The 22,351-nt window shown below is 39.8% G+C and carries 23 protein-coding genes; 18 read left to right on the top strand and 5 right to left on the bottom strand.

Annotated elements, in window-relative coordinates:
• The first annotated feature begins 122 nt into the window (after nt 1-122).
• Nucleotides 123-887 carry a nitroreductase family protein gene (locus EAH57_RS01020; protein WP_121928462.1) on the top strand — a complete coding sequence of 255 codons (765 nt, stop codon included), beginning with the start codon at nt 123-125 and terminating at the stop codon, nt 885-887.
• 97 nt (nt 888-984) lie between these two features.
• On the opposite strand, the gene EAH57_RS01025 is transcribed toward EAH57_RS01020, so the two are convergent.
• Both EAH57_RS01025 and EAH57_RS16195 read right to left on the bottom strand, forming a co-directional pair.
• Entirely contained in the window at nt 985-1,299 is a 315-nt protein-coding gene (locus EAH57_RS01025) for a hypothetical protein (RefSeq protein WP_004668903.1), read from the bottom strand.
• A gap of 62 nt (nt 1,300-1,361) precedes the next feature.
• On the bottom strand, nt 1,362-1,493 hold the full coding sequence (locus EAH57_RS16195) for a KGW motif small protein (protein WP_265936484.1): 132 nt from the start codon (nt 1,491-1,493) through the stop codon (nt 1,362-1,364).
• Between the two features lie 161 nt (nt 1,494-1,654).
• Here EAH57_RS16195 and EAH57_RS01030 point away from each other — a divergent pair, with 161 nt between their 5' ends.
• Entirely contained in the window at nt 1,655-2,248 is a 594-nt protein-coding gene (locus tag EAH57_RS01030) for a hypothetical protein (RefSeq protein ID WP_121928463.1), read from the top strand.
• Between the two features lie 41 nt (nt 2,249-2,289).
• On the opposite strand, the gene purL is transcribed toward EAH57_RS01030, so the two are convergent.
• Complete coding sequence (gene purL / locus EAH57_RS01035; RefSeq protein WP_121928464.1) at nt 2,290-6,120, bottom strand: phosphoribosylformylglycinamidine synthase; 3,831 nt, start codon at nt 6,118-6,120, stop codon at nt 2,290-2,292.
• 396 nt (nt 6,121-6,516) lie between these two features.
• On the opposite strand from purL, the gene EAH57_RS01040 reads away from it, so the two are divergent.
• The 11 genes from EAH57_RS01040 (at nt 6,517) to pal (ending at nt 16,076) form a co-directional block, all read left to right on the top strand.
• Nucleotides 6,517-7,857 (top strand): deoxyguanosinetriphosphate triphosphohydrolase, encoded by a 1,341-nt coding sequence (locus tag EAH57_RS01040; protein WP_121928465.1) that lies wholly within the window; start codon nt 6,517-6,519, stop codon nt 7,855-7,857.
• Nucleotides 7,857-8,558: a hypothetical protein gene (locus EAH57_RS01045; protein ID WP_121928466.1), complete on the top strand. Its 702-nt coding sequence runs from the start codon at nt 7,857-7,859 to the stop codon at nt 8,556-8,558. The genes EAH57_RS01040 and EAH57_RS01045 overlap by 1 nt, the downstream gene beginning before the upstream one ends.
• An 8-nt stretch (nt 8,559-8,566) precedes the next feature.
• Nucleotides 8,567-9,169: a Holliday junction branch migration protein RuvA gene (gene ruvA, locus EAH57_RS01050; RefSeq protein ID WP_121928467.1), complete on the top strand. Its 603-nt coding sequence runs from the start codon at nt 8,567-8,569 to the stop codon at nt 9,167-9,169.
• 18 nt (nt 9,170-9,187) lie between these two features.
• Nucleotides 9,188-10,183 carry a Holliday junction branch migration DNA helicase RuvB gene (gene ruvB / locus EAH57_RS01055; protein WP_004668912.1) on the top strand — a complete coding sequence of 332 codons (996 nt, stop codon included), beginning with the start codon at nt 9,188-9,190 and terminating at the stop codon, nt 10,181-10,183.
• Nucleotides 10,184-10,275: 92 nt separating this feature from the next.
• Entirely contained in the window at nt 10,276-11,166 is an 891-nt protein-coding gene (locus tag EAH57_RS01060; protein ID WP_121928468.1) for a hypothetical protein, read from the top strand.
• Between the two features lie 149 nt (nt 11,167-11,315).
• A complete protein-coding gene (gene ybgC / locus EAH57_RS01065; protein WP_121928469.1) occupies nt 11,316-11,729 on the top strand; it encodes a tol-pal system-associated acyl-CoA thioesterase in 414 nt (137 codons plus the stop codon).
• Between the two features lie 18 nt (nt 11,730-11,747).
• On the top strand, nt 11,748-12,446 hold the full coding sequence (tolQ, locus tag EAH57_RS01070; RefSeq protein WP_004668917.1) for a protein TolQ: 699 nt from the start codon (nt 11,748-11,750) through the stop codon (nt 12,444-12,446).
• Nucleotides 12,446-12,898 (top strand): protein TolR, encoded by a 453-nt coding sequence (gene tolR / locus EAH57_RS01075; RefSeq protein WP_121928470.1) that lies wholly within the window; start codon nt 12,446-12,448, stop codon nt 12,896-12,898. The genes tolQ and tolR overlap by 1 nt, the downstream gene beginning before the upstream one ends.
• Before the next feature lie 3 nt (nt 12,899-12,901).
• On the top strand, nt 12,902-14,089 hold the full coding sequence (gene tolA / locus EAH57_RS01080; RefSeq protein WP_121928471.1) for a cell envelope integrity protein TolA: 1,188 nt from the start codon (nt 12,902-12,904) through the stop codon (nt 14,087-14,089).
• A 99-nt stretch (nt 14,090-14,188) separates the two neighbouring features.
• Nucleotides 14,189-15,472 carry a Tol-Pal system beta propeller repeat protein TolB gene (gene tolB, locus EAH57_RS01085; protein ID WP_121928472.1) on the top strand — a complete coding sequence of 428 codons (1,284 nt, stop codon included), beginning with the start codon at nt 14,189-14,191 and terminating at the stop codon, nt 15,470-15,472.
• A 40-nt stretch (nt 15,473-15,512) separates the two neighbouring features.
• A complete protein-coding gene (gene pal / locus EAH57_RS01090; protein WP_121928473.1) occupies nt 15,513-16,076 on the top strand; it encodes a peptidoglycan-associated lipoprotein Pal in 564 nt (187 codons plus the stop codon).
• A gap of 41 nt (nt 16,077-16,117) precedes the next feature.
• Here pal and EAH57_RS01095 read toward each other — a convergent pair whose 3' ends face one another.
• Nucleotides 16,118-16,309: an NF038105 family protein gene (locus EAH57_RS01095; RefSeq protein WP_121928474.1), complete on the bottom strand. Its 192-nt coding sequence runs from the start codon at nt 16,307-16,309 to the stop codon at nt 16,118-16,120.
• A gap of 176 nt (nt 16,310-16,485) precedes the next feature.
• Here EAH57_RS01095 and EAH57_RS01100 point away from each other — a divergent pair, with 176 nt between their 5' ends.
• The 5 genes from EAH57_RS01100 to EAH57_RS01125 all read left to right on the top strand — a co-directional run bounded on the left by EAH57_RS01100 (nt 16,486) and on the right by EAH57_RS01125 (nt 19,761).
• The gene (locus EAH57_RS01100; RefSeq protein WP_004668924.1) at nt 16,486-17,457 is read left to right on the top strand and encodes a class 1 fructose-bisphosphatase; all 972 of its coding nucleotides are present in this window, start codon (nt 16,486-16,488) and stop codon (nt 17,455-17,457) included.
• A 60-nt stretch (nt 17,458-17,517) separates the two neighbouring features.
• Nucleotides 17,518-18,294, top strand: a complete 777-nt coding sequence (locus EAH57_RS01105) for a TrmH family RNA methyltransferase (RefSeq protein WP_121928475.1) — start codon at nt 17,518-17,520, stop codon at nt 18,292-18,294.
• 157 nt (nt 18,295-18,451) lie between these two features.
• Nucleotides 18,452-19,063 carry an RNA polymerase sigma factor gene (locus tag EAH57_RS01115; protein WP_121928476.1) on the top strand — a complete coding sequence of 204 codons (612 nt, stop codon included), beginning with the start codon at nt 18,452-18,454 and terminating at the stop codon, nt 19,061-19,063.
• A complete protein-coding gene (locus EAH57_RS01120) occupies nt 19,056-19,382 on the top strand; it encodes a hypothetical protein (RefSeq protein WP_004668927.1) in 327 nt (108 codons plus the stop codon). Before EAH57_RS01115 ends, EAH57_RS01120 begins: the two co-directional genes overlap by 8 nt.
• Nucleotides 19,372-19,761, top strand: a complete 390-nt coding sequence (locus EAH57_RS01125; protein ID WP_121928477.1) for a DUF3106 domain-containing protein — start codon at nt 19,372-19,374, stop codon at nt 19,759-19,761. The genes EAH57_RS01120 and EAH57_RS01125 overlap by 11 nt, the downstream gene beginning before the upstream one ends.
• A gap of 78 nt (nt 19,762-19,839) precedes the next feature.
• Here EAH57_RS01125 and EAH57_RS01130 read toward each other — a convergent pair whose 3' ends face one another.
• Nucleotides 19,840-22,344 (bottom strand): CSLREA domain-containing protein, encoded by a 2,505-nt coding sequence (locus tag EAH57_RS01130; protein ID WP_121928478.1) that lies wholly within the window; start codon nt 22,342-22,344, stop codon nt 19,840-19,842.
• Nucleotides 22,345-22,351: the final 7 nt, after the last annotated feature.

Genomic DNA, 22,351 nt, shown 5'->3' on the forward strand with positions numbered 1-22,351 from the left:
CTTTGATTCTAAAAATTTACTGATTCTATATTTTTATAAAAAAGTAACTTGTTCACTTCATCAGTTGGTTTTTGTCGGAATGTCCCAATAGAAGAATAAATATTTAGGAAAATATCGAACTCATGACAACCCAAAAAACATCTTCCGAAAAAAAACGCTATTACGAACCTGCGCCACAAGACATTGATGTTGCCAACTTCCGCAAAGTCGTTGAAAGCCGCCGTTCAGTACGTAAATTTACTGATAAACCGATTCCAAGCGAAATTTTAGATGAATGTTTGGATTTGGCATTGCTTGCACCCAACTCATCGAATTTACAACCTTGGACGTTTTACGTTGTGCAAAATCCAGCCAAGAAAAAACAACTGGTCAAAGCATGTTTAAACCAACTTGCGGCCAAAACAGCACCTGAATTGATCGTATGTGTTGCTCGTACAGATCGCGTTGATGAAATGGCAAAACTGAATATCACTGAGTTCCCTTTCCCTGAAGCACCACCTGCTGTACAAAAGTATTATCGTTTTATTCCATATAACTATAAAACAGGTTACTTCAATGCATTGGGTAATTTTAAGAAAGTTGCATTTAAGGTTGCCCGCACACTCGATAAACAACTGCCTGTGACTGCATTTAACCCTGCCGATGCAAAACTATGGGCGACTAAAACGACCGCTTTAGCATGTGAAAATTTTGTATTGGCATTACGTGCCTACGGTTTTGATAGTTGTATGATGGAAGGATTCGATGAACCTTTGGTTCGTAAAATCTTAAAGCTTAATGATCAACAATATCCGGTGATGGTGATTAGCGCAGGTGAACGAGCAGAAGATGGTGTGTTCTTCCCGCAATATCGTTTCGATCGTGACCTATTTATTCAAAAAGTATAAATTTGACAAGAGGGCCACCATTGCCTGCGTTTCATGCCTTGTTTATGTCGTTTTAGCCGATAACGCAATGCATGGCTGAAATGTCAGCAGACCCTAATTATTCAATATCTAATATTTGGATAAACTCAAAGGCAGGCTCTTCATAAGGATGGCTTGCCTTTAATGCTTTGGCGACAGCACTGGCTTTTTCTTCTGGGACAATCGTTTCAACACGCCATTCTTCGAGTTGTTCTAATTCATCTAACTGCCCTAAAAATGGATTTGCACCTTTAACGGGCTTAAACTGCCCGATGCCTTTCACTTGCCACGCGCAGTGTTCATAATTCCCTATCCCACCTGCACCAACTGAAAATATGGCTTGTTTGGTTGATTCTAGGTGTGATTCAGGGACATAGTAGATGAGTTTTAGCATATGTTTAGCAGCTTTTATCTTTATGAATTTAGCTAGATCATAGCCTTAAAAATAAAGAAAAATCAAAGTGAAATATTCATCACAAGATAACTCACTAAGATAAATAAAATTTGGATGACGATGGTTAAACCAAACCAAAACCAACCTTTATCTTTGCTATGGATCGTCCTCATGTAATTTTCGTTTTTCATCATGTTGTTCTCCGATTTTTATGATCATTATTGAGAAAGCAAAAATTGAACCAGTTTTTTAAAAGTAAAATTGATATGAAGCTATACTTCAAAAATTTTACTTCTTAAATTAGCTATGCCAAATTATATTAATAATATATTACTAAATTCTTCGATTTCAAAATATGAGCAACTCATTTCAATCTCAATGGGATCACTTCTATCCCAACAACCTCTCAATTTCTCACCTACTTAAGCACTACTTTCCACAATCTTGGTTAAGAATCCATAGCCTGCCTGAATCAAAAAGGTATGCGGATACACCTGCCGAATATGAATTGTTATTAGATCGACATAATGAAATCATTACAGATTGTTTTGGGGAAAACACCTCTATATTTATAGTTTCAGGTCACTATTTTAGCCATTCCCGTAACAATAAAGACTATGATCCAGCCTTTATACTCCCCTACAAATTTCATTTAGAGCAAGAAATAAACTTAAAGCAACTAAATCCTGAAGATTATGATGATGACGAAGAAGATTCTTTTTTTAGACCATATTCTATAGAAACAATTTGGCAAGCTAATCAACACAATGAGTTATTGAGAAAGATCGCCGATGATGAAGTTCGCGCTTTTATGGTTTCTTTTGAGCAGAACATCATTGTTGCTCCCTATGATGGTGGTATTGATTTTATTATTTTTAATGATGCAAAAAGAAATGCTTTAAGAGATAAATACACGGATTGGCTTTCGCCAATAGCTGATGGATTATAATAAAAAAGCCACCTTTCGGTGGCTCTTATGGTTAAGTCACATTAACCAATAAATTTACGGGCATTGCGGAACATACGCAACCAAGCACCATCTTCAGCCCAATCTTCAGGCTTCCAAGAATGCTGCAAAGCACGGAAGTTACGTTCTGGATGTGGCATCATCACTGTTGCACGACCATCTTTAGAGGTTAAGCCTGTAATCGCTTCAGGTGAACCATTCGGGTTCAATGGATAGTGCTGAGTTGGATTACCCAAGCTATCCACATAACGTAACACCACTTGGTTCTCAGCATTTAAAGCTGCAAGTTGTTGTTCAGTTGCAACTAAACGACCTTCACCATGCGCAACCGCAATCGGTAAAATTGAACCTTGCATATCTTCAAGCAAGATAGATACCGATTTCTCTACACGAACATTGACTGCACGCGCTTCAAATACCTCTGACATGTTGCGATGGAAACGTCCCCAATGCTCTGCACCCGGAATCAATGGCGCAAGTTGAGAGATCATTTGACAGCCGTTACACACACCTAAGCTGAAGGTATCTTCACGATGGAAGAATTGTTCAAACTGATCACGTAGTTTCGCGTTGAACAATACTGATTTCGCCCAACCACCACCAGCACCCATCACGTCACCGTATGAGAAGCCACCACATGCCACTAAACCTTCGAAGTCGCTCAAGCTGACACGACCTGCAAGCAAGTCACTCATGTGTACGTCGATGGTATTAAAGCCGACTTTGTCAAATGCAGCAGCCATTTCGACATGACCGTTGACACCCTGCTCACGCAAGATGGCCATGTTTGGACGACGGGTATTGATAAACGGCGCTTCAACAGGTTCATTTAAATCATAAGTCGCTTGGGCAATCAAACCTTTATGGTTTTTATCTGCGATTAATGCAAACTCTTGATCCGCAGTTTCTACGTTGTCACGTAAGCGTTGGATCTGATGCGATACTTCTGCCCATGCTTGTTGCAATTCAGCACGCTCAAGCATTAAACCATTGACCGCCAATTGATCCGTAGTATTCACACGACCGACAACTGCAATGGCATCTTTCAGACTAGAGGCTGCAACTTCAACTTCTAACTGTGCCCAATCCGCCGCTGTGATTTGCAGTACCGCACCAATTTCTTCAGCAAATAAGCTTTCAGTGCTTTGATTTTCTAAAGCGACACCCAAGCGTGAAGCAAACATCATTTCAGCAACAGTCGCGAGTAAACCACCATCACCGATGTCATGGTAAGCCTTGATCACACCACGATTATTCCAGTCCTGAATCAAGGCAAAGAATGCTTTGAAGTCATCAAAACTATCGACGTCAGGTGTCACTGAACCGATGGCTTTATACACCTGTGCCAAGATCGAACCACCTAGGCGGAACTGACCTTTAGATAAATCAATACGTACAAGTACTGAGTCTTCTAAGTTCTTAAGTTCAGGTGTTAATGTTTTACGTACATCTAAAACTGGTGCAAATGCAGTGATCACACCTGTCATTGGAGAAGTTACGGCTTTGTCTTCACCATCATTCCAAGTCGTACGCATTGAAAGTGAGTCTTTACCAACTGGAATGGCGATGCCCAATGCAGGACACATTTCCATACCAATCGCTTTCACCCCTTCAAACAACGCTTGGTCTTCACCTTTTTGACCAGCCGCAGCCATCCAGTTTGCAGAAAGTTTGATATCACTGATTTGTTCAATGTTGGCACATGCAATATTGGTAATCGCTTCCGCAACTGCTAAACGAGCAGATGCAGCAGGGTTTAACAATGCAACTGGTGGACGTTCACCCATTGCCATTGCCTCACCTGTGAAGCCTTGTAAGCTCGTTGTGGTTACTGCTGCATCTGCAACAGGAACTTGCCAACGCCCCACCATTTGGTCACGTGCAACCATACCGGTAATCGAACGATCGCCAATGGTGATCAAGAATGATTTAGAAGCAACCGTTGGATTTTTCAATACGCGGAAGATCGCATCCTTCAAATCAACTTTTGATGCATCAAAGTCAGTGCCTGTACGTTCAATGGTTTCATACGCACGTTGCATACGTGGCGTACCACCCAACATCACTTGCATCGGGATATCGACTGCATTGTTTTCAAACAACGGATCTTCAACTGTTAAATGACGTGCTTCTGTCGCTTCACCCAATACAGCAAACGGACAACGTTCACGTGCACAGATTGATTCAAATTGTGCTAAAGACTCTGGGCGAATGGCAAGTACATAACGCTCTTGCGCTTCATTTGACCAGATTTCCATTGGGCTCATGCCCGGCTCTAATGATGGAATCTTACGAAGATTGAGCACCGCACCTAACTCGTGATCGTTCACAAGTTCAGGCATCGCATTTGATAAACCACCTGCCCCAACGTCATGTACAGAAACGATTGGGTTGAAGTCTTCTAAGCGCCAGCAAGTGTCAATCACTTCTTGGCAACGGCGTTCCATTTCTGGGTTTTCACGTTGTACTGAAGCGAAATCAAGGCTCTCACCCATCGTACCACTATCTACAGAAGATGCAGCACCACCACCTAGACCGATCAACATTGCTTGGCCACCCAATACAATGAGTAAGTCACCCGGTTGAATCGCATCTTTTTCCACATGGTCTGGACGGATATTACCGTAACCACCTGCGATCATGATTGGTTTGTGGAAGCCTTTCACTTCACCATTTACATTCTGTTCGAAAGTACGGAAATAACCATTCAGCGCAGGACGACCGAATTCATTGTTAAATGCCGCGCCGCCCAATGGACCTTCAATCATAATTTGTAATGGCGATGCCATACGTGAAGGTTTGCCGTAGTTCTCTTCCCAAGGCTGTTCAAAACCCGGAATATTTAAGTTAGAAACCGTAAAGCCTGTTAAACCTGCTTTAGGTTTACCACCACGACCTGTCGCACCTTCGTCACGAATTTCACCGCCAGAACCTGTTGCAGCGCCAGCGAATGGAGAAATTGCGGTCGGATGGTTGTGGGTTTCAACCTTCATTAAGATGTGAGCTGCTTGGCTCTTGTATTTATATACGAAGTGACCATTTTCATCCGCTTTTGGATAAAAACGCATGGTGTCATAACCGACGATCACAGAAGCATTATCTTTATAAGCTGATAACACATCGTTTGGAGATTCTTTATAGGTGTTCTTAATCATTTGGAACAATGATAATGGTTGTTTCTCACCATCAATTGTCCATTCAGAACCAAAGATTTTATGACGACAATGTTCAGAATTTGCCTGTGCAAACATCATCAATTCGATGTCATTTGGATTACGACCCAACTTAGAAAATGCTGCCACTAAGTAATCAATTTCTTCATCAGAGAGCGCAAAACCAAATTCATTATTGGCTTTAACTAGTGCATCTTTACCTTGACCCAAAATATCAATCGAGTTCAACGGTTTTGGTGCGGTTTCAGAAAACAGTGCAGTTGCATCTTCAATTTGAGCAAAAACATTTTCTGTCATGCGGTCATGTAATGCCAATTTCACTTCGTTCGAAATCTCTTTTACCCCTTTTAAGGTAAATAAAAGACCACGTTCTAAACGATGAATCGGCGTATTACAGTTTTGGAAAATATCGGTTGCTTTAGATGACCACGGCGAGATTGTGCCGACACGTGGTGTTACTAAAATCTGGATTTCATCACTTGCAGCTTGGCGAAGTTCAAAAGATTGACCATCGTTTAATAGTTGTAATGCCGATTGATACTGCTGCTCGTTGAGCGCTTGATCAAACAAATAAACCCACTGGCTGTCAAAAGATTGAACAGAACTCATTGACGTTAAACGGTTTAAGAGTTGAGCTTTCTTAAAAGAAGAATGTGCTGATGCACCGGCCACGATAAACATGTTGACTTTGGCTCCACGGGCAGATCGAACAGACCTACCGCAATGTGACTTATGAAAGAGCGCATATTCTACTGTGAAAGGCTCTTTTCAGCTAGCCATATCCATCTTAAAAACTAGAGTTTTCTGCTGTAAATTAGCGAATTCCTTTTAGCCTTATGACTGTGACTGTATTCGTAACAATTCTTTTAGTTTGTAAAACAATCAATATCACTTATTTTTACTGCATCTTTTTTAATAATTTCCAGTTTGGATAAGCGTTTATCACAATAAATTATATTTCTATTCATCTCGACATTTATGACGCAGACTGATCTAAGACAACTTATGTCGCTCCACCCTAGTGCTTTGATATTTTTTTTGGCATGATGATCGTGAATTGATAGTGAATCATGATACATGGAACAAATGCGTTGGTTGGAATTGCTTTCTGCAATTCGTTTAGGTAGTAAAAAAAGCAGTTCAGAATTGGCTCGAAGTCCATTTCATAAAGATTATGACAGAATTATATTTTCCCAAAGCTTTCGTCAACTGAATAGAAAAACACAGGTTCATCCGCTTACCCAACATGATGGTATCCATACTCGTTTAACCCATTCGCTAGAAGTGTCCTGTATCGGACGCTCTTTAGGCATGCTCGCTGCGGAAAAGATTAAAGATGAATTACCCGTTTGGATTTCACCTGCAGATGTGGGTGCAATTATTCAAGCAGCCTGTCTCGCCCATGATATTGGCAACCCACCTTTTGGGCATGCGGGCGAATATGCTATTCGAGAATGGTTTGATGATGCTTCACATCGAGACTTTCTTACAAAACTGACTCCAGAAGAAGCCGCCGATGTGCGTCAATTCGAAGGTAATGCTCAAGGTCTTCGCTTATTGAGTCGTATTGATTATCATCCTGACGATGGTGGCATGCGCCTCACTTGTGCCACTTTAGGCGCTTATCTCAAATATCCGTGGTTATCCAAAACCATTGAAGCACAAGGTGATATTCCATCTCATCAAAGAGCAAAGTTTGGTTGTTATCAATCTGAAAAAGAAATTTTAAAACAGCTTGCTGAACAACTAGGATTAATCCAACTTGGTGAATATCATTATTGTCGTCATCCATTGACTTATTTATTAGAGGCAGCAGATGACATCTGCTATGCGCTGATTGATTTAGAAGATGGCATTATTTTAAATATGTTGGACTATGATGAAGTCGAACCCATATTTCTGAATTTAATCGCCGACTTTGGTCGTCCCGAAGAGTTGTTTTTACCCCACACCACATGGCAACAAAAAATCGCAGCTTTGCGTGGACGTGTCATGAAGCGTCTCGTCGAAGAAGTCAGTTCAGCATTTGCCAAGCATCATTATGAAATCTTGACAGGTCAGCTCAAAGGTAGCCTTTTACAATACTGCTCCCCTGATATCGAAGCAGGCATTCAAACTGCAAAAAATCTTGCCCGAGATCGGATCTTTGAACATCCACAAAAATCAGGTTTGGAAATTATTGCGCATCAAAGCTTACAAACAATTTTAGATGCTTTTGTTCCATTGACCATGCCACATAAGAGCTTAAGTTTTAAAGAACAGCGTTTGCTTTCGATTTTGCAGCACTCAGGGGCAAACTTCCAAAGCAATCATTATCAAAATATTATGCAGGTCTTAGATATTATTAGTAAGTTCTCTGACCACCAAGCCTATAGTTTGGCACAGGAGCTGAAAGGCAATAAAATAGGTTTCTTTTAATGTCTCGATTTATTGATAAAGGTATAAGTAGCTTATCTCTTCTCAAACCTGAAATTTGGGTGCATTGTCCAGCATGTCAAAAGCTCGCAAAAATTATTGAGATAAAAGAGCAAGAATCGGAAATAGTAAAGGTCTTTTGTACTCAGTGTACATATCGCAAAGCTTTACAGCATATTCGTGCCCAAAGTTATGACTACATGAGTTATTACTTTAATTTAAATCAAAATATAACTGAATGGAGGGGTGCATGTGAAGTCGAGATAAATACGAAATGTACAATATGTAAGAAAGGAAAATACAAATATATTAGGCAATATGCCCGTAAATCACTTATTCCACGAGAGATAACTGTAAGCTGTAATTTCTGCCTACGAGAAAATAGGTTTAATGACTCTGCCTATACTTTAAGAAAAATCAGTTACTCAAAAGTTGGCTTTGATCCTTATTATTCATATCCATTATTTTTAAATATAGCTGTTCGACAGGGCCAAATCTGTGTTTATAACCTAACTCATTTAGAAATATTGAAAAACTTTATTCAAGCCGATCTAAGAGAACGTAAATTTCCAAATTATAATCGCAGTTATTTTTCGCGATTACCTGCTTGGATAAAATCCACGCGAAATCGTAAAGAAATTCTAAAAGCCATTTTGCGTTTAGAACAAATGGCATCTACTATTCAACCATTAACAAATAAGTGAAAGACTCAATGATCGGATGTTTAATTGGCGAAGTGTTTGCCTTAGAAGCCCCAACTGTATTACTGAATGTAAATGGTGTCGGCTATGAAATAGATACCCCTCTTTCGACATTTTGCCAATTACAAAAAGGACAGAAAGTGACTTTATGGACGCATTTGGTTGTCCGTGAAGATGCTCAACAACTCTATGGTTTTATTGATACCAATGAAAAAACCATTTTTCGCACCTTACTTAAAGTCAATGGCGTTGGCCCTAAAATGGCTTTAGGTATTCTTTCAACCTTGAGCGTGGATATGCTGATACATACCGTTGAAAATGGTGATGTCAAAACATTGGTGAAAGTCCCTGGTGTCGGCGCTAAGACCGCTGAACGCTTGATGATTGAACTACGTGATCGTTTCAAAGCATTTTCAACTCATACGACTTCGATTAACTCAGCATCAACTCAAATACAATTCACTGGAAACTCTGCTGTTGCTGAAGCTGAAGCTGCTTTACAATCATTAGGCTATAAACCACTTGAAGCTCAAAAACTGATTCAATCCGTTAAAGCCGAATTTACCGAAGCGAGTGATATCATCCGTGCTGCGCTTAAATCATTAAATAAATAAAGATAGACCAAATCAATTATGCAAGACCGTTTAATCAGTGGTTCTGAAAAACCTGAAGATCACTTTGATCGTGCCATCCGTCCAACTTCACTCGCAGACTATATTGGTCAGCCTGTGGTACGCGAGCAAATGGAAATCTTTATTGGGGCTGCTCGTGGACGGGGTGAAGCCTTAGACCACACCTTGATTTTCGGTCCACCAGGATTGGGGAAAACGACACTCGCAAATATTATCGCACGTGAAATGGGTGGTAATTTAAAGTCAACCTCTGGGCCTGTATTGGAACGTGCAGGAGATTTGGCCGCGATGCTGACCAATCTTGAAGAAGGTGACGTTTTATTTATTGACGAAATTCATCGTCTATCTCCAGTGATTGAAGAAATTCTTTATCCAGCGATGGAAGACTACCAACTGGATATTATGATTGGTGAAGGTCCTGCTGCTCGCTCAATTAAATTAGACCTCCCCCCATTCACTTTGGTCGCTGCAACAACACGTGCAGGTCTACTCACCTCGCCTTTACGTGACCGCTTCGGTATTGTGCAACGTTTAGAATTTTATTCAGTCGCGGATCTCACTCATATTGTCACACGCTCTGCCAACCTGATGGATGTGCCGATAACTAAAGAAGGTTCAACAGAAATTGCTCGTCGTGCGCGTGGCACACCACGTATTGCCAATCGCTTATTGCGTCGTGTACGTGACTATGCCCAAGTCAAAGGCAATGGTGAAGTAACACAAGACATGGCACAACGCGCTTTGGATATGCTCAATGTCGATAAAGATGGTTTAGATACTTTAGATCGCCGTTATTTATCTATGCTTTTAGAACGTTTTGAAGGACGACCGACTGGTGTTGAGGCCCTAGCCGCAGCAATGGCAGAAGATAGTGGAACATTGGAAGATGTAATTGAGCCTTATTTAATCCAACAAGGTTATGTGATGCGAACCGCACGTGGACGTATTGCAACCAATATGGCATATTTACAGTTTGGTTTGACACCGCCTGAATAAAATTTATTATTAATAAAATACTTTTCATAGTAAAGTAATTAAAATAATTTACAGATTATTCTACTTACCTTACTATTTTATTAAGGATTGAAATGAAAAATAAGTTTTTAACAACAATACTTTATATTAGTCTAGCCTTATTAACAGCTTGCGGTGATGGAGATGATAATCAGACGGATTTTAATGGTAAACAAAAACTAGATTATAAAAAAGTAGAAACAACCGAGATCATCAGTAAGTCCGTAGTAAATCTATCACATATATCAAATAATTCAATACTTTATATCACCGGTCTTACACAAAGCATTTATGAGAGAGTCACAAACTTAGATTTTTCTTGTGGAACTGGAACAGTAAAAATAAATAGTGACAACAGTATTACGCTAAATAACTGTAAAAATTTTAATTATCCTTTTCAAGACACTCCATTCTCAGGTACAGTTTCTGGCACAATTCAATCCATTAGTAATAACACTACAGCATCACTAAAAAATGAATTAAAGCTGTCAAATATAAATATTGATTTAAGTGAAAAATCAATCATTTTTAATGGGAAAATAATCCAAACATCATCATCTACTTATGATCTTATTAAGCAGACATACGAAGTTGATCAGTCCACGCTCGAATTAGTAGAAAAACTTGATAATAAAAACCACTATCTATACAACCTAAAAAATTACCAGTTCATCTCAAATTATTACCTATCAAGTAGTCATATAGAAGATTTTACAAAAGGAGAAATAGACGGTGAATTCAACGGCAACATTTTTTCAGTCAATTTTGCTTCTATATTAAATTTTTCAACACTTAAAGATCTTTTGGACTTAAAACCAAGTTCCGCAAATGTTGAAATTACTGATCTCTATAATCAAAGAAATGCTATTTCAATTAATCAAGCTACTAATGGCACAGCGTTAGTTAGTACTTATGCAGATGGAAAACTTGTTCAAACTTTTTCACAAGACTGGAACGAGTTTTAAGCAATTATCACTTTATCCAAATAAGCCCTTTCACAGGGCTTTATTTTTCCCCTCCGTCACCAATATGTTATTTATTACTATTTCCATCGCTAGCTCGAAACCCTATCATTCCACCATCGCCCGAAACATACTGAAATAGGTTAAAGGACATGGCAAATCATTTTGAATTCAATATCCGTGTATATATCGAAGACACTGACGCAGGCGGTATTGTTTACCATGCCAATCATATTCGTTTTATGGAGCGTGCCCGTACTGAATGGTTACGCGCAGCAGGCGTAGATCACTACTGGCATCAACAAGATTACAACTTCGTTGTACATCAAATTCAGGTCAAATATGTACGTCCTATATTAATGGATGATTTGATTACCGTTACAGCACGTGTTATTTCGTGTAAAGCAGCATCTTTTGTGTTGCAACAAAATATTTATCGTGGTGAAATCTTGCTGGCTTCAGGTGAGGTTGTGTTGGCATGTCTCAATAAAGAGTTAATGCCGCGTAGACTGCCTGAAGAAATTCGTGATCTGATTCAAAAAGAATTAGCACAGGACGAAAAATAAACTTTTGGCACTGAACTTATGGCAACTAATTTAGACTCTTCAATGCATATTTCCGACCTTATTTTACAAGCAAGCCCTGTTGTACAACTGGTCATGCTGATCTTGTTATTTGCTTCTATTTATAGCTGGTATGTAATTGCTAAATTACATATGAGCTATAAAAAAACAGGACAAGCCGATGAACATTTTCAAAAAATGTTTTGGTCAGGTGCCGAGTTAAATACGCTTTATAACAATGCCCAACTCAACTCTAAACGTCATGGTTTAGAAGATATTTTTTATCAAGGTTTAGCTGAGTTTTTTAAACTAAAAAAACGTAAAGCAGATACCACACAAACCATTGATGGAACCGAACGAATCCTTCGTGTCGGTTTAAGTCGTGAACAAGGTCACTTAGAGCAAAGTTTAGGCGTGCTGGCAAGTATCGGTTCTGTTGCGCCATATATAGGTTTATTTGGTACTGTATGGGGGATCATGAATGCTTTTATTGGTCTAGCCGCAGTCGATCAAGTGACTTTAGCAACCGTTGCACCAGGTATTGCTGAGGCACTCATTGCGACAGCGATTGGTTTATTTGCTGCGATCCCTGCTGTACTTGCATTTAACCACTTTACAGCTAAAGGCGAAGCAATTTATACAGATCGTGCCTTATTTGCAGAAGAAATGGTTGCCCTGTTACAACGCCAATCTGTTGGAACGACTCAGGAAGATGCATAATGGCGATTCAACGATTTGGACGTTTTGAGCGCATCAAAAAACCACTGAAAAGTGATATGAATGTCGTTCCATATATTGATGTCATGTTAGTGCTGTTGGTTATTTTTATGGTCACAGCACCCATGATCACTAGCGGCATTAAAGTTGACTTACCTCAAGCAAACACACCTCCTATTGAAACCCAAGAGCGACCGCCTATCGTTACACTAGGGAGCAGCGGTAATATTTATCTAGAGTTCCAAGATCACGATAAAAATAAAATTTTATCATTGCAGGAATTAGAAAATATTTTAACTGAAGCTCAGACAAAAGCTGAACAAGACAATAAAACACTTACCGTCTTAGTCAATGGTGACCAATCACGCCCTTATAGGGAAGTCATTGCACTCATGGCAAGTTTACAAGAAGCAGGTTTAACCCAAGTGGGCTTACTGACAGAGCCGTTAAAATAAGCTATGAAAAAATTTCAAAAGCCACCTTTTCAACAAAAACAAAATGCGATTGCACTGGGTTTTACACTCGGTGTTCATGTCGTGGCTATTGTTGGCTTATTGTATTTGGGTATGAGCAAACCACTTGAGCAACCTAAAAAGTTGACGACTACTTTGGTAAAACCCGAAGACCTACCAAAACAAATAGACTCTGAAACAACAGCCGAGAACCAAGCTGAGGAAATTCAAGGTCCTATTGTCGACGATACATTGCCACAAAATTTACCTGCAACACCATCACAACCGACTGAACAACAGCTTGCTGCTGAAAAGCAAAAAGCTGAACAAGCGCAACAAGAAAAATTGGCAGAACAAAAACGTCAGGCTGATGAGGCAAGTAAAGCCAAACAAGCCGATGCTGATGCCAAGGCAAAAGCTGAGGCTGATGCAAAACGCAAAGCCGATGCAGATGCTAAGGCAAAAGCTGAGGCAGATGCGAAACGTAAAGCTGATGCAGATGCTAAGGCAAAAGCTGAGGCAGACGCGAAACGCAAAGCCGATGCAGACGCGAAACGCAGAGCTGACGCAGATGCTAAGGCAAAAGCTGAGGCAGATGCGAAACGCAAAGCCGATGCAGATGCTAAGGCAAAAGCTGAGGCAGATGCGAAACGTAAAGCTGATGCAGATGCTAAGGCAAAAGCTGAGGCAGATGCTAAAGCAAAAGCTGATGCAGACGCGAAACGTAAAGCTGACGCAGATGCTAAGGCAAAAGCTGATGCAGACGCGAAACGTAAAGCTGACGCAGATGCTAAAGCAAAAGCTGATGCAGACGCGAAACGTAAAGCTGACGCAGATGCTAAAGCAAAAGCTGATGCAGACGCGAAAGCTGCTGCTGCAAAACAAGCTGAACAAGAAGCCGCACAGAAAAAAGCTGAATCTAGGCGTATTGCTTCAACAGCGAAACGTGATTTTGAGCAAAAAATTTATCGTTCTTGGAATATTCCAATGGACTCTTCTGGTAAGAAAGCAACAGCTAGAGTGACTCTCAACGATAGTGGTGCTGTGATGTCAGTCATCGTTAACTCAGCTGATCCAGATATGAAAGCAAGTATCGAAGCCGCTGTAAGATCTGCCGCACCCTACCCAATGCCTGAAGATCCTGACGCTCGTCGAGAAGCAAGAAGCTTTACTTCAAGTTTCACTGCAAAATAGTAATAAATAGTTAACGTTACATGCTTTCCATAGCACAAAGCATGTAACTATGTTAAATAATCAACAGCCACAAAAACACGAAAGCAAGTAATTTTAAATATGGAAAAGACTCGTAAGCATCTCATCGCCATCGCAGTTTTCACTGCGATTAGTGCCGCTATTCCGGTAACAGCTTTTGCTCAACTTCACCTAGAAATTGCAAAAGCGCCCGAAAAAGCACCTAAAATCGCAATCGTGCCATTTACAAATGATTCTGCGATCTACCCTATTGTTGAAAATGATTTAAACCGTTCTGGTCGCTTTACCAGCGCCTCAAAAAATCTGCCAGCAACAGCAAGTATGAATCAGATTCAGGCTGGCGATTGGCAAAATGCAGGCGTTCCATACGTCGTTGTGGGTCAAAGCAAAGCCATTAATGCCAATACCTTTGAAATTCACTATCAACTCTACGATGTCCAAAAGCAACAATACTTACTCAATGAAGTTTTAACAGTACCTGCGGGACGCGTTCGCCAAGCTGGACACATGATCAGTGATGCTATCTATCAAGCATTGACAGGTATTGCTGGAGATTTTAGTGGGCGCATTGCCTATGTGTTGCGTAACCAAGCAACTCCTGCTCAACGCTATACCTTGCAAGTTGCAGATACCGATGGTGAGCAACCTAAAACAGTATTAGCATCACGTGATCCAATTCTTTCACCAACGTGGTCACCTGACGCTAAAAAAATTGCCTATGTTTCATTTGAAACCAAACGCCCTGCGATTTATCTTCAAGATTTAGCGACAGGTCAACGTGAAGTTTTAGCAAGTTTTAGAGGGCTAAATGGAGCACCAAGCTTCTCTCCAGATGGTCGATCTATGCTCTTTACTGCTTCTATGCATGGCAATCCAGAAATCTATCAAATGAATCTGAATACACGCCAAGTACAACGCATGACCAACGACACTGCGATTGACACGGAAGCACGCTATGCACCAGATGGAAAATCATTCATTTTCACTTCTGATCGTGGTGGTTCTCCACAAATTTATCGCTATACTTTTGATGATAAATCCGTTAAACGTTTGACGTTCAGAGGTGCTTTCAATGCACGCGGTACACTTAGTGCAGATGGTAAAAGACTTGCTCTAGTACATCGCCCAAGTGGAAGCAGTTATAAAGTTGCCCTTCAAGATATTAATACAGGCATCACCAATATTTTAACCCCAACCAGTTTAGATGAATCACCAAGCTTCTCACCGAATGGTCAAATGGTTGTTTATGCGACACGTGAGGGCAATCGAGGTTTATTGTCGATCATGTCTACTGATGGTCGTTTCCGTATGAATTTACCAAGCGAGCAAGGCGAAGTACGTGAACCAGCTTGGGCACCAAAATAACCTTAATCTATTGAAGAAATCGGATCTATTGGAGAATCACATGAATATGAAATACCTAACCCTTCCCTTCATTGCAGCTACACTTGTTTTTACTGGTTGTGCAAGCCGCAAACCAGCGACTGACATTACTGCTGGTAACACACCTACTGGTACGACTGTCAGTACTGAAGGTTTAAGTGAAGATGCCGCACTAAACGCTCAAAACTTAGCGGGTGCATCATCTAAAGGCGTAACCGCTGCCAACAAAGCATTCTTAGCTAAACGCGTTGTACATTTTGATTATGATAGTAGTGATCTATCAAATGAAGATTACCAAACACTACAAGCGCATGCTCAATTTCTAATCGCCAATGCAAACTCACGTGTTGCACTTACTGGACATACAGATGAGCGTGGTACACGTGAATACAACATGGCACTAGGTGAACGTCGTGCTAAAGCAGTAGAAAGCTTTTTAGTTACAAATGGTGTAAGCCCACAGCAACTTGAAGCGGTCAGCTATGGTAAAGAAGCACCTGTAAATGCAGGTCATAACGAAGCTGCATGGAAAGAAAACCGCCGTGTAGAAATTAACTATGAAGCAGTTCCACCATTATTGAGATAAGCACATTTCAATAAAAAATGCTCACATCATGTGAGCATTTTTTATGTCTGTGATTGGGGATCGTCTGATTCTGCGGGTTGCATTGACTCAATCAGATCATGCTTATTAAATTCCTTATATTCAGGTTTAGCTTCGTAATCCTTCCAAGCATCTTTGACACTTTCTTTAGAAATTTTCTCTAAGCTGATTGCTTCACTTTCAGTAGGTGTCGCTTCAAAATTTTTGGTTGACATTTTAACCTCCAAACATCCTGTCTATTATCCGTCCAACATAGCATGTAATGGCATACATGTAATCATAAAAGCAACATAAATAAAGTAAGATAATTTTTATTTTTGAGCGTTCTCATCTAGAATAGCCACATTCTTTTTCATCTATTTTGACGCTGCTAAATCGGAGCTATTTAATTATGTCAAACCTCAGCTTGACCCAATACCTAGAACAACAAAACGGGAATTTGACTCCAGAGTTGGCACAAGTCATCGAAACAATTGCAGCGACATGTCAAACCATTGATCTAGCACTTCAAAAAGGTGCTTTAGCAGGAATTCTAGGCAGTGCTGAAAATGAAAATGTTCAAGGTGAAACACAAAAAAAACTAGACGTAATCTCTAATGATTATTTAATTGACGCTTTAAAAGTTCACCCTCAGGTTGGCGGCCTAGCATCTGAAGAATTAGATGATTTTACCCCTGCCCAAGAAAATGGAAAATATCTTGTTTTGTTTGATCCTTTAGATGGTTCAAGCAACATCGACATTAATATGTGTGTCGGTACGATTTTCTCTATCTTACCTGCTAAAAATGCAGTGACTCAATCTGCTGACTTTATGCAAGCAGGTACAGAACAAGTTGCTGCAGGCTATGTACTCTATGGCCCATCAACGATGTTAGCACTTACTGTAGGTGCTGGAGTCGCATTCTTTACATTTGATCCAACGTCTCAAACATTCTTATTGACGACTGAACAAGTTCAAGTTTCAGCAGATACTCAAGAATTTGCGATTAACTCATCCAACCAGCGTCATTGGGAAAATCCTGTAAAACGTTATATTGATGAACTTCTCGCTGGGAAAACCTCAGTACGTGAAAAAGACTTCAATATGCGTTGGGTTGCATGTATGGTTGGCGATATCCATCGTATTTTATGTCGTGGCGGTATCTTCCTCTACCCTTACGATTTAAAAGACCCGAAAAAAGCGGGTCGTTTACGCTTAATGTATGAAGCAAACCCGATGAGTATGTTGATTGAACAAGCTGGTGGTGCATCAACAACAGGGCGTGTTCGTATTATGGAAATTCAACCAACGGAATTACATCAACGTGTGCCCGTGATTATTGGTTCAAAAAATGAAGTTGAACGCGTCACAAGTTATCATTAATTACTTTTAATTATCAGGGCATTATAATTAATTTATACTGCCCTTTTGGATATTTATTTTATGTCACTTATTTTTCTAGAATCAAAAGACAATGCAAAAATCAAACATTTGCGTGGGCTGATCGAACTCAATAGTGCTCGAAAAAAAAATCAGCAAACCGTTCTAGAAGGTATCCATCTTTGTCTTGCATGGTTGCAACAACAAAACAAAATCACGTCTTTATTTACCACTGAAAAAGCATTAGAACACCCCGATTTAGAGAAAATCATTGACCAATATCCTGGTCATGTCTTTGTCATTAGTGAGTCTTTATACAAAGATTTGAGTATTTTAGACACGACGTTGCCTTGTCTAGCAATTATTGATTTACCCCCAAATTCACAAGATATTGACTTTAGTAAAGACACACTCATTCTTGAAAATGTTCAAGATCCAGGCAATGTTGGAACACTTTTACGTTCAGCAGCAGCAGCCAATATCAAACAAATTATATGTACTCAAGGCTCAGCATCACTCTGGTCACCACGTGTCTTACGTGCAGGCATGGGGGCACACTTTAGTTTAAGCTGTTTTGAAAATATTCAACTGAATGACATTCTTTCAAAATTTGAAATCCCTGTTTTTGTCACCAGCTCACATCGCTCTACAAGCTTATATTCAAAAGATTTAACTCAAGCCTGTGTTTGGATTTTAGGCAACGAAGGACAAGGTGCTAGTGACTACGCTTTAGAACATGCCCAAGCTGTAGCGATTCCTCAACCCGGTGGACAGGAATCTTTGAATGTTGCTATCGCAGGTTCAATCTGTTTTTTTGAAATGGTTCGTCAGCGCCAATAAAACGTTAAATTACATTAAAGCCGATTTTTTTGATGATGAAATCAATTACACTACAAAAATAATTGCTTCAGTTGTCAACGCACCCGCCATTTTCAACGTTATATGACTAATGAATTGAGAATAATGGTGGGTATCCATGACAGGATTTTCCATCTCTATGGATTTAGCACCGAAACAGGCTCGAACTGACAACAGTACTAATACAAGTACGGTTGAACAACGTCTTCGTTTTTTTATGCAAGACGTTACAGGTCGTGCGCTGGTCATGATGGAAAGCGCAACCCAAGGCCAACAAGGCATTGCGATGGATTTAGTGCAAGAAGCTTTTATCTCTTTACATAAATCCTATGCTGAAAAAAATACTGCAGAATGGTATCCACTGTTCTATACGATTTTAAATAACAAATTACAAGATTGGAGACGCAAAGAAGCACGTCGCGCAAATCCATTTTCTTTATTTAAAAGAATGAGTTTAGATGACGATGAAGAAGTTATTGATATCGTAGATGAGTCCACACCAAACCCATTCGAATTTCTGAATCAAGCAGTCACGATGGAAGAGATTCAAAACGCGATTAATCAACTCCCCGTTCGTCAACAACAAGCATTTATGCTAAGAGCCTGGGAAGGTTTCGATACGATGACCACAGCCCAGATTATGGATTGCAGTGAAGGCAGTGTTAAAACACATTACCACCGTGCGATTCAAGGGCTTAAAGTTACGCTAGCGCATTTAAATCCACACACGGGAGGTTCATCAGATGAATAATAAAGATGAGTTCACCAAACAAGTGACTTCCAAACTTGATCAGCTTGAGAAAGCGCAACATCACAATAAAATGTTAGTGATGAATCAGGTTTTGGATAAGGTTCAAAAAAAATCAACGTCCTACTATAGTATTTGGAAAATGGGTGGCTTTGCATTAGCCGCAGCCATTACAGGAATTGTGGTTTTACCGAACTCTATAGAATTAGCAGATAAACCACAAAATCAAGTTGTTATCAATCCAAAACTTTCACCACAAATGGTAGAAGACATGGAAATGTTAATGGTCTTGGGTGAGGATAAGGTCAGACATGGCAGCTAAACGATTAGCACTTGTTGTGTGTACATTAAGTTTACTACAAACTAGTTTTGCTGGTTCGGAACGTTTTTGGCCATTTTCAAAGCCAATCAAAGCAACGACTGAAGAAGCTTGGGATGACTTATCCCCTGAAGAACAAAGAGTTCTTATTCAGCGTTACCAAACTCTAAAAGAAATTCCAACCGATCAAAGTTCGCAACTTCAACAGCGGATGGAATGGTTTACACAATTGCCTGATGACGAAAAACAAAAAATGCGTGACGTTTGGCAAAAGATGAGCACACAAGAACGAACTACATTACGTAAACGTATGCAAAACGCCAGCTTAGAAGAACGTGTAAACATCAGAGATGAATACTTAACCAAGTACGCTGAATATTAATAAAATGATCTCTATTAACAAAATATAAAATCAATCCCAAAAAAATAGCGCCAAATAGGCGCTATTTTTAGTCTTAATCTATTTTCTTAAACGGCGATATGTGAGTAACCCCAACAAAGAAAATAAAGAGAAGATGCCTGTACTACCGCCCCCGCCATGACTGGCTTTACGCGAATCATCAGTGGTAGTCGCTGTACTGATCACACTCACAGTGGCGAGATTCGATAGCTTCTCATCCGCATCATACACTTGATAACCGAAGGTGAAGTTAAAAGGATTAAAAGCATTGGCTTCTTTAATATAAATATTTCCACCATAACACGTTTCTTGCTGATCTGGTGCTGGACACTTACCTTGGCGATCGGCAGTGATGATCAGATTACTCGAGACATTTGATAGACGAATCGGCAATTCCACCCCTTCAGCATTGCGCCAAAAAGATGGTTTATTTGGCTCCAGTTCAGGACCAAAACCATTTTTACCTGTATCGCCATCATCATTTGCAAAATCAAGCAAATTTAATGTAGCAGTATCATTTTTCTTATATCTTAATGTTACTGATGTATTTTCTACTACAGGTGCAACATTATCAAATGCCGCTTGCAACAAGCCTGTTGAGGTAATTCTACGATCGGCTATAGATGTAATGGTATATTTACAAAAATACTTATCACCTGCTTGAGTTATTTCATCATCAGTACGATAAATCATAATCTGTTCTAGATCAGCATTCCACTTACAGACAAATTTCTCATCTTCTGGAATATTATCCTCATCAATCACGCCATCAATCTGCCCTTTCCCTAATGCCTTAACATCAATATCATAATATTCAGTACTAAAGAATTGTAACGCACGTGTTTTTCCATCAGATGTAACAACCTCTTCCGGTAATGGCAACTTGTGGTTGCGTAAGTCCACATAAATTGCTCGATATTTTAACGCATTCTTTCTTTTCTCTGGATCAGCAAATACATCCAATACCTTTTTGTATTGCGCCAGACGAAACTTATAGTAGGTTAAAAATTCTGCATTATTCGGTTTTTTGACCAAATCTTCAAATAAATCATAACTCCCTTGATAGTTATTTATCATACTGCTGAGTGAACTATTCGACAGATCATTGATGTCACCTGCCGTTAATCTCATTAACTCCACAGAACCGATATCACAGGTATTCCTAGCCTTTGGATCTAAATGTAAAGCACCATCTGTAATTCGCTTTAAACCACGCTGATCAATCGTACTACAATCTGTAGCCCCAGTATCTATGAGATCCTTAGTTTTGGTCTCATTTTCTGATTTATTTCTATTGTTATCAACTGGATAGTACAGCGGTAGAAATGCAGTATACGCTGAAGCAGGCACCAGCCCAATTAAGTATGTGGTTATCGGCTGTCCAGTGACATCAATATTCGTTTTATTGTCTTTTAATGTTTCTTCAGGTAAATCACAGAAATTTTCGTCCGTCTCTTTCTCTACAAAGGCATTATATCCAAAAAGCAGTCCCACATTTTTTTGATCTTTAGCATCACCTAACAAATAACGGCAAGCATAAGTGCCAGTACCACCATTATAAGCTAAGACATTAAAGGTGATGCGTTTAAGTCCAATTTTATCGTATAAAAATGTCGTAAATGCACTATTTTCAACAATGGTATTATTTTCTAAAGTCAATCGACTCAAACTACTTAAAACACTAGAACTATTGCTTCCGACCGTTCCAGCTTCAGTATCACCCGTAAATTTAATTAGATTGCCACGCGTTGAATCAGCTTTATTTTTAGCAATAGTATTGGACTCTAATACAACAGTTGGTTCCCCAACAAATTCAAACATACTCTTGGAAGTTGTTGAGCCATTTTCAACAATACTACTCGATGTAATCGTAATATCACGCTTGGTATAACCCAAATCATTCTTATCATGCATCGCCAGCACACTTCCGATCGGTGCCTGATTGCCTTGAATAAGACTTTTTGAGATCGTTAAACCACTGGTACTCCCTGCAAGGTAAATCGCGCCACCCGCGATACCGGCATGTGAATTTAAAACTTGAGTACTATTTAGAGAGACATTTTCACCAGCATAAATAGCTCCACCCCGATCACTAGTGCGCCCACCTGTTAAAATAACATTGTTGAGCACTAATCCCTGTTTACCCTGCGTGGTATTAAAAATACGTGAATTCTCAGCTTTTATGGTGGTTCTCAATGGGAGTTGAGCTGGATATTGATTGATTACATCGTTGAGTAAAATATTTTTCTCGTCCCAATCAACAGGACTTTCACCAAAAATAGCAACACTGACTTGCGGCGTAAGCTCACTTTTTAGGGTATAAACTCCAGCCTCTAACTGAATGGTCTTTTGCGTACTAGATGCAGTATCTGTGACCTTACAACCACCATAAGAGGTACGTCGCTTGGCTGTTTCCAAGGCCTCGCGGAGTGAACATGCCTTGAGATTCTCGCCATCTTCATCTACAAAAGTGGTGACTTTAATTGGTCCATCATTTGTTGCAGCGATCAACGGCATTGAAGCCAATATTACAGTGGCTAAAAACGCTTTGTTATAATTTTTCATCTCATCA

The sequence above is a fragment of the Acinetobacter sp. 2JN-4 genome (assembly GCF_003687745.1).
GTDB classification, from domain to species: domain Bacteria; phylum Pseudomonadota; class Gammaproteobacteria; order Pseudomonadales; family Moraxellaceae; genus Acinetobacter; species Acinetobacter halotolerans.

Excerpts from the sequence above, each read along its gene's own strand:
- ruvB (WP_004668912.1), top strand. The coding sequence starts at position 9,188 with ATGCAAGACCGTTTAATCAGTGGTTCTGAAAAACCTGAAGATCACTTT.
- ybgC (WP_121928469.1), top strand. The coding sequence starts at position 11,316 with ATGGCAAATCATTTTGAATTCAATATCCGTGTATATATCGAAGACACT.
- EAH57_RS01115 (WP_121928476.1), top strand. The coding sequence starts at position 18,452 with ATGGATTTAGCACCGAAACAGGCTCGAACTGACAACAGTACTAATACA.
- EAH57_RS01105 (WP_121928475.1), top strand. The coding sequence starts at position 17,518 with ATGTCACTTATTTTTCTAGAATCAAAAGACAATGCAAAAATCAAACAT.
- EAH57_RS01030 (WP_121928463.1), top strand. The coding sequence starts at position 1,655 with ATGAGCAACTCATTTCAATCTCAATGGGATCACTTCTATCCCAACAAC.
- EAH57_RS01130 (WP_121928478.1), bottom strand. The coding sequence starts at position 22,344 with ATGAAAAATTATAACAAAGCGTTTTTAGCCACTGTAATATTGGCTTCA.
- EAH57_RS01025 (WP_004668903.1), bottom strand. The coding sequence starts at position 1,299 with ATGCTAAAACTCATCTACTATGTCCCTGAATCACACCTAGAATCAACC.
- EAH57_RS01095 (WP_121928474.1), bottom strand. The coding sequence starts at position 16,309 with ATGTCAACCAAAAATTTTGAAGCGACACCTACTGAAAGTGAAGCAATC.
- pal (WP_121928473.1), top strand. The coding sequence starts at position 15,513 with ATGAATATGAAATACCTAACCCTTCCCTTCATTGCAGCTACACTTGTT.
- ruvA (WP_121928467.1), top strand. The coding sequence starts at position 8,567 with ATGATCGGATGTTTAATTGGCGAAGTGTTTGCCTTAGAAGCCCCAACT.
- EAH57_RS01100 (WP_004668924.1), top strand. The coding sequence starts at position 16,486 with ATGTCAAACCTCAGCTTGACCCAATACCTAGAACAACAAAACGGGAAT.
- tolA (WP_121928471.1), top strand. The coding sequence starts at position 12,902 with ATGAAAAAATTTCAAAAGCCACCTTTTCAACAAAAACAAAATGCGATT.
- tolB (WP_121928472.1), top strand. The coding sequence starts at position 14,189 with ATGGAAAAGACTCGTAAGCATCTCATCGCCATCGCAGTTTTCACTGCG.
- tolQ (WP_004668917.1), top strand. The coding sequence starts at position 11,748 with ATGGCAACTAATTTAGACTCTTCAATGCATATTTCCGACCTTATTTTA.
- EAH57_RS16195 (WP_265936484.1), bottom strand. The coding sequence starts at position 1,493 with ATGATGAAAAACGAAAATTACATGAGGACGATCCATAGCAAAGATAAA.
- tolR (WP_121928470.1), top strand. The coding sequence starts at position 12,446 with ATGGCGATTCAACGATTTGGACGTTTTGAGCGCATCAAAAAACCACTG.
- EAH57_RS01045 (WP_121928466.1), top strand. The coding sequence starts at position 7,857 with ATGTCTCGATTTATTGATAAAGGTATAAGTAGCTTATCTCTTCTCAAA.
- purL (WP_121928464.1), bottom strand. The coding sequence starts at position 6,120 with ATGTTTATCGTGGCCGGTGCATCAGCACATTCTTCTTTTAAGAAAGCT.
- EAH57_RS01020 (WP_121928462.1), top strand. The coding sequence starts at position 123 with ATGACAACCCAAAAAACATCTTCCGAAAAAAAACGCTATTACGAACCT.
- EAH57_RS01125 (WP_121928477.1), top strand. The coding sequence starts at position 19,372 with ATGGCAGCTAAACGATTAGCACTTGTTGTGTGTACATTAAGTTTACTA.
- EAH57_RS01060 (WP_121928468.1), top strand. The coding sequence starts at position 10,276 with ATGAAAAATAAGTTTTTAACAACAATACTTTATATTAGTCTAGCCTTA.
- EAH57_RS01120 (WP_004668927.1), top strand. The coding sequence starts at position 19,056 with ATGAATAATAAAGATGAGTTCACCAAACAAGTGACTTCCAAACTTGAT.
- EAH57_RS01040 (WP_121928465.1), top strand. The coding sequence starts at position 6,517 with ATGGAACAAATGCGTTGGTTGGAATTGCTTTCTGCAATTCGTTTAGGT.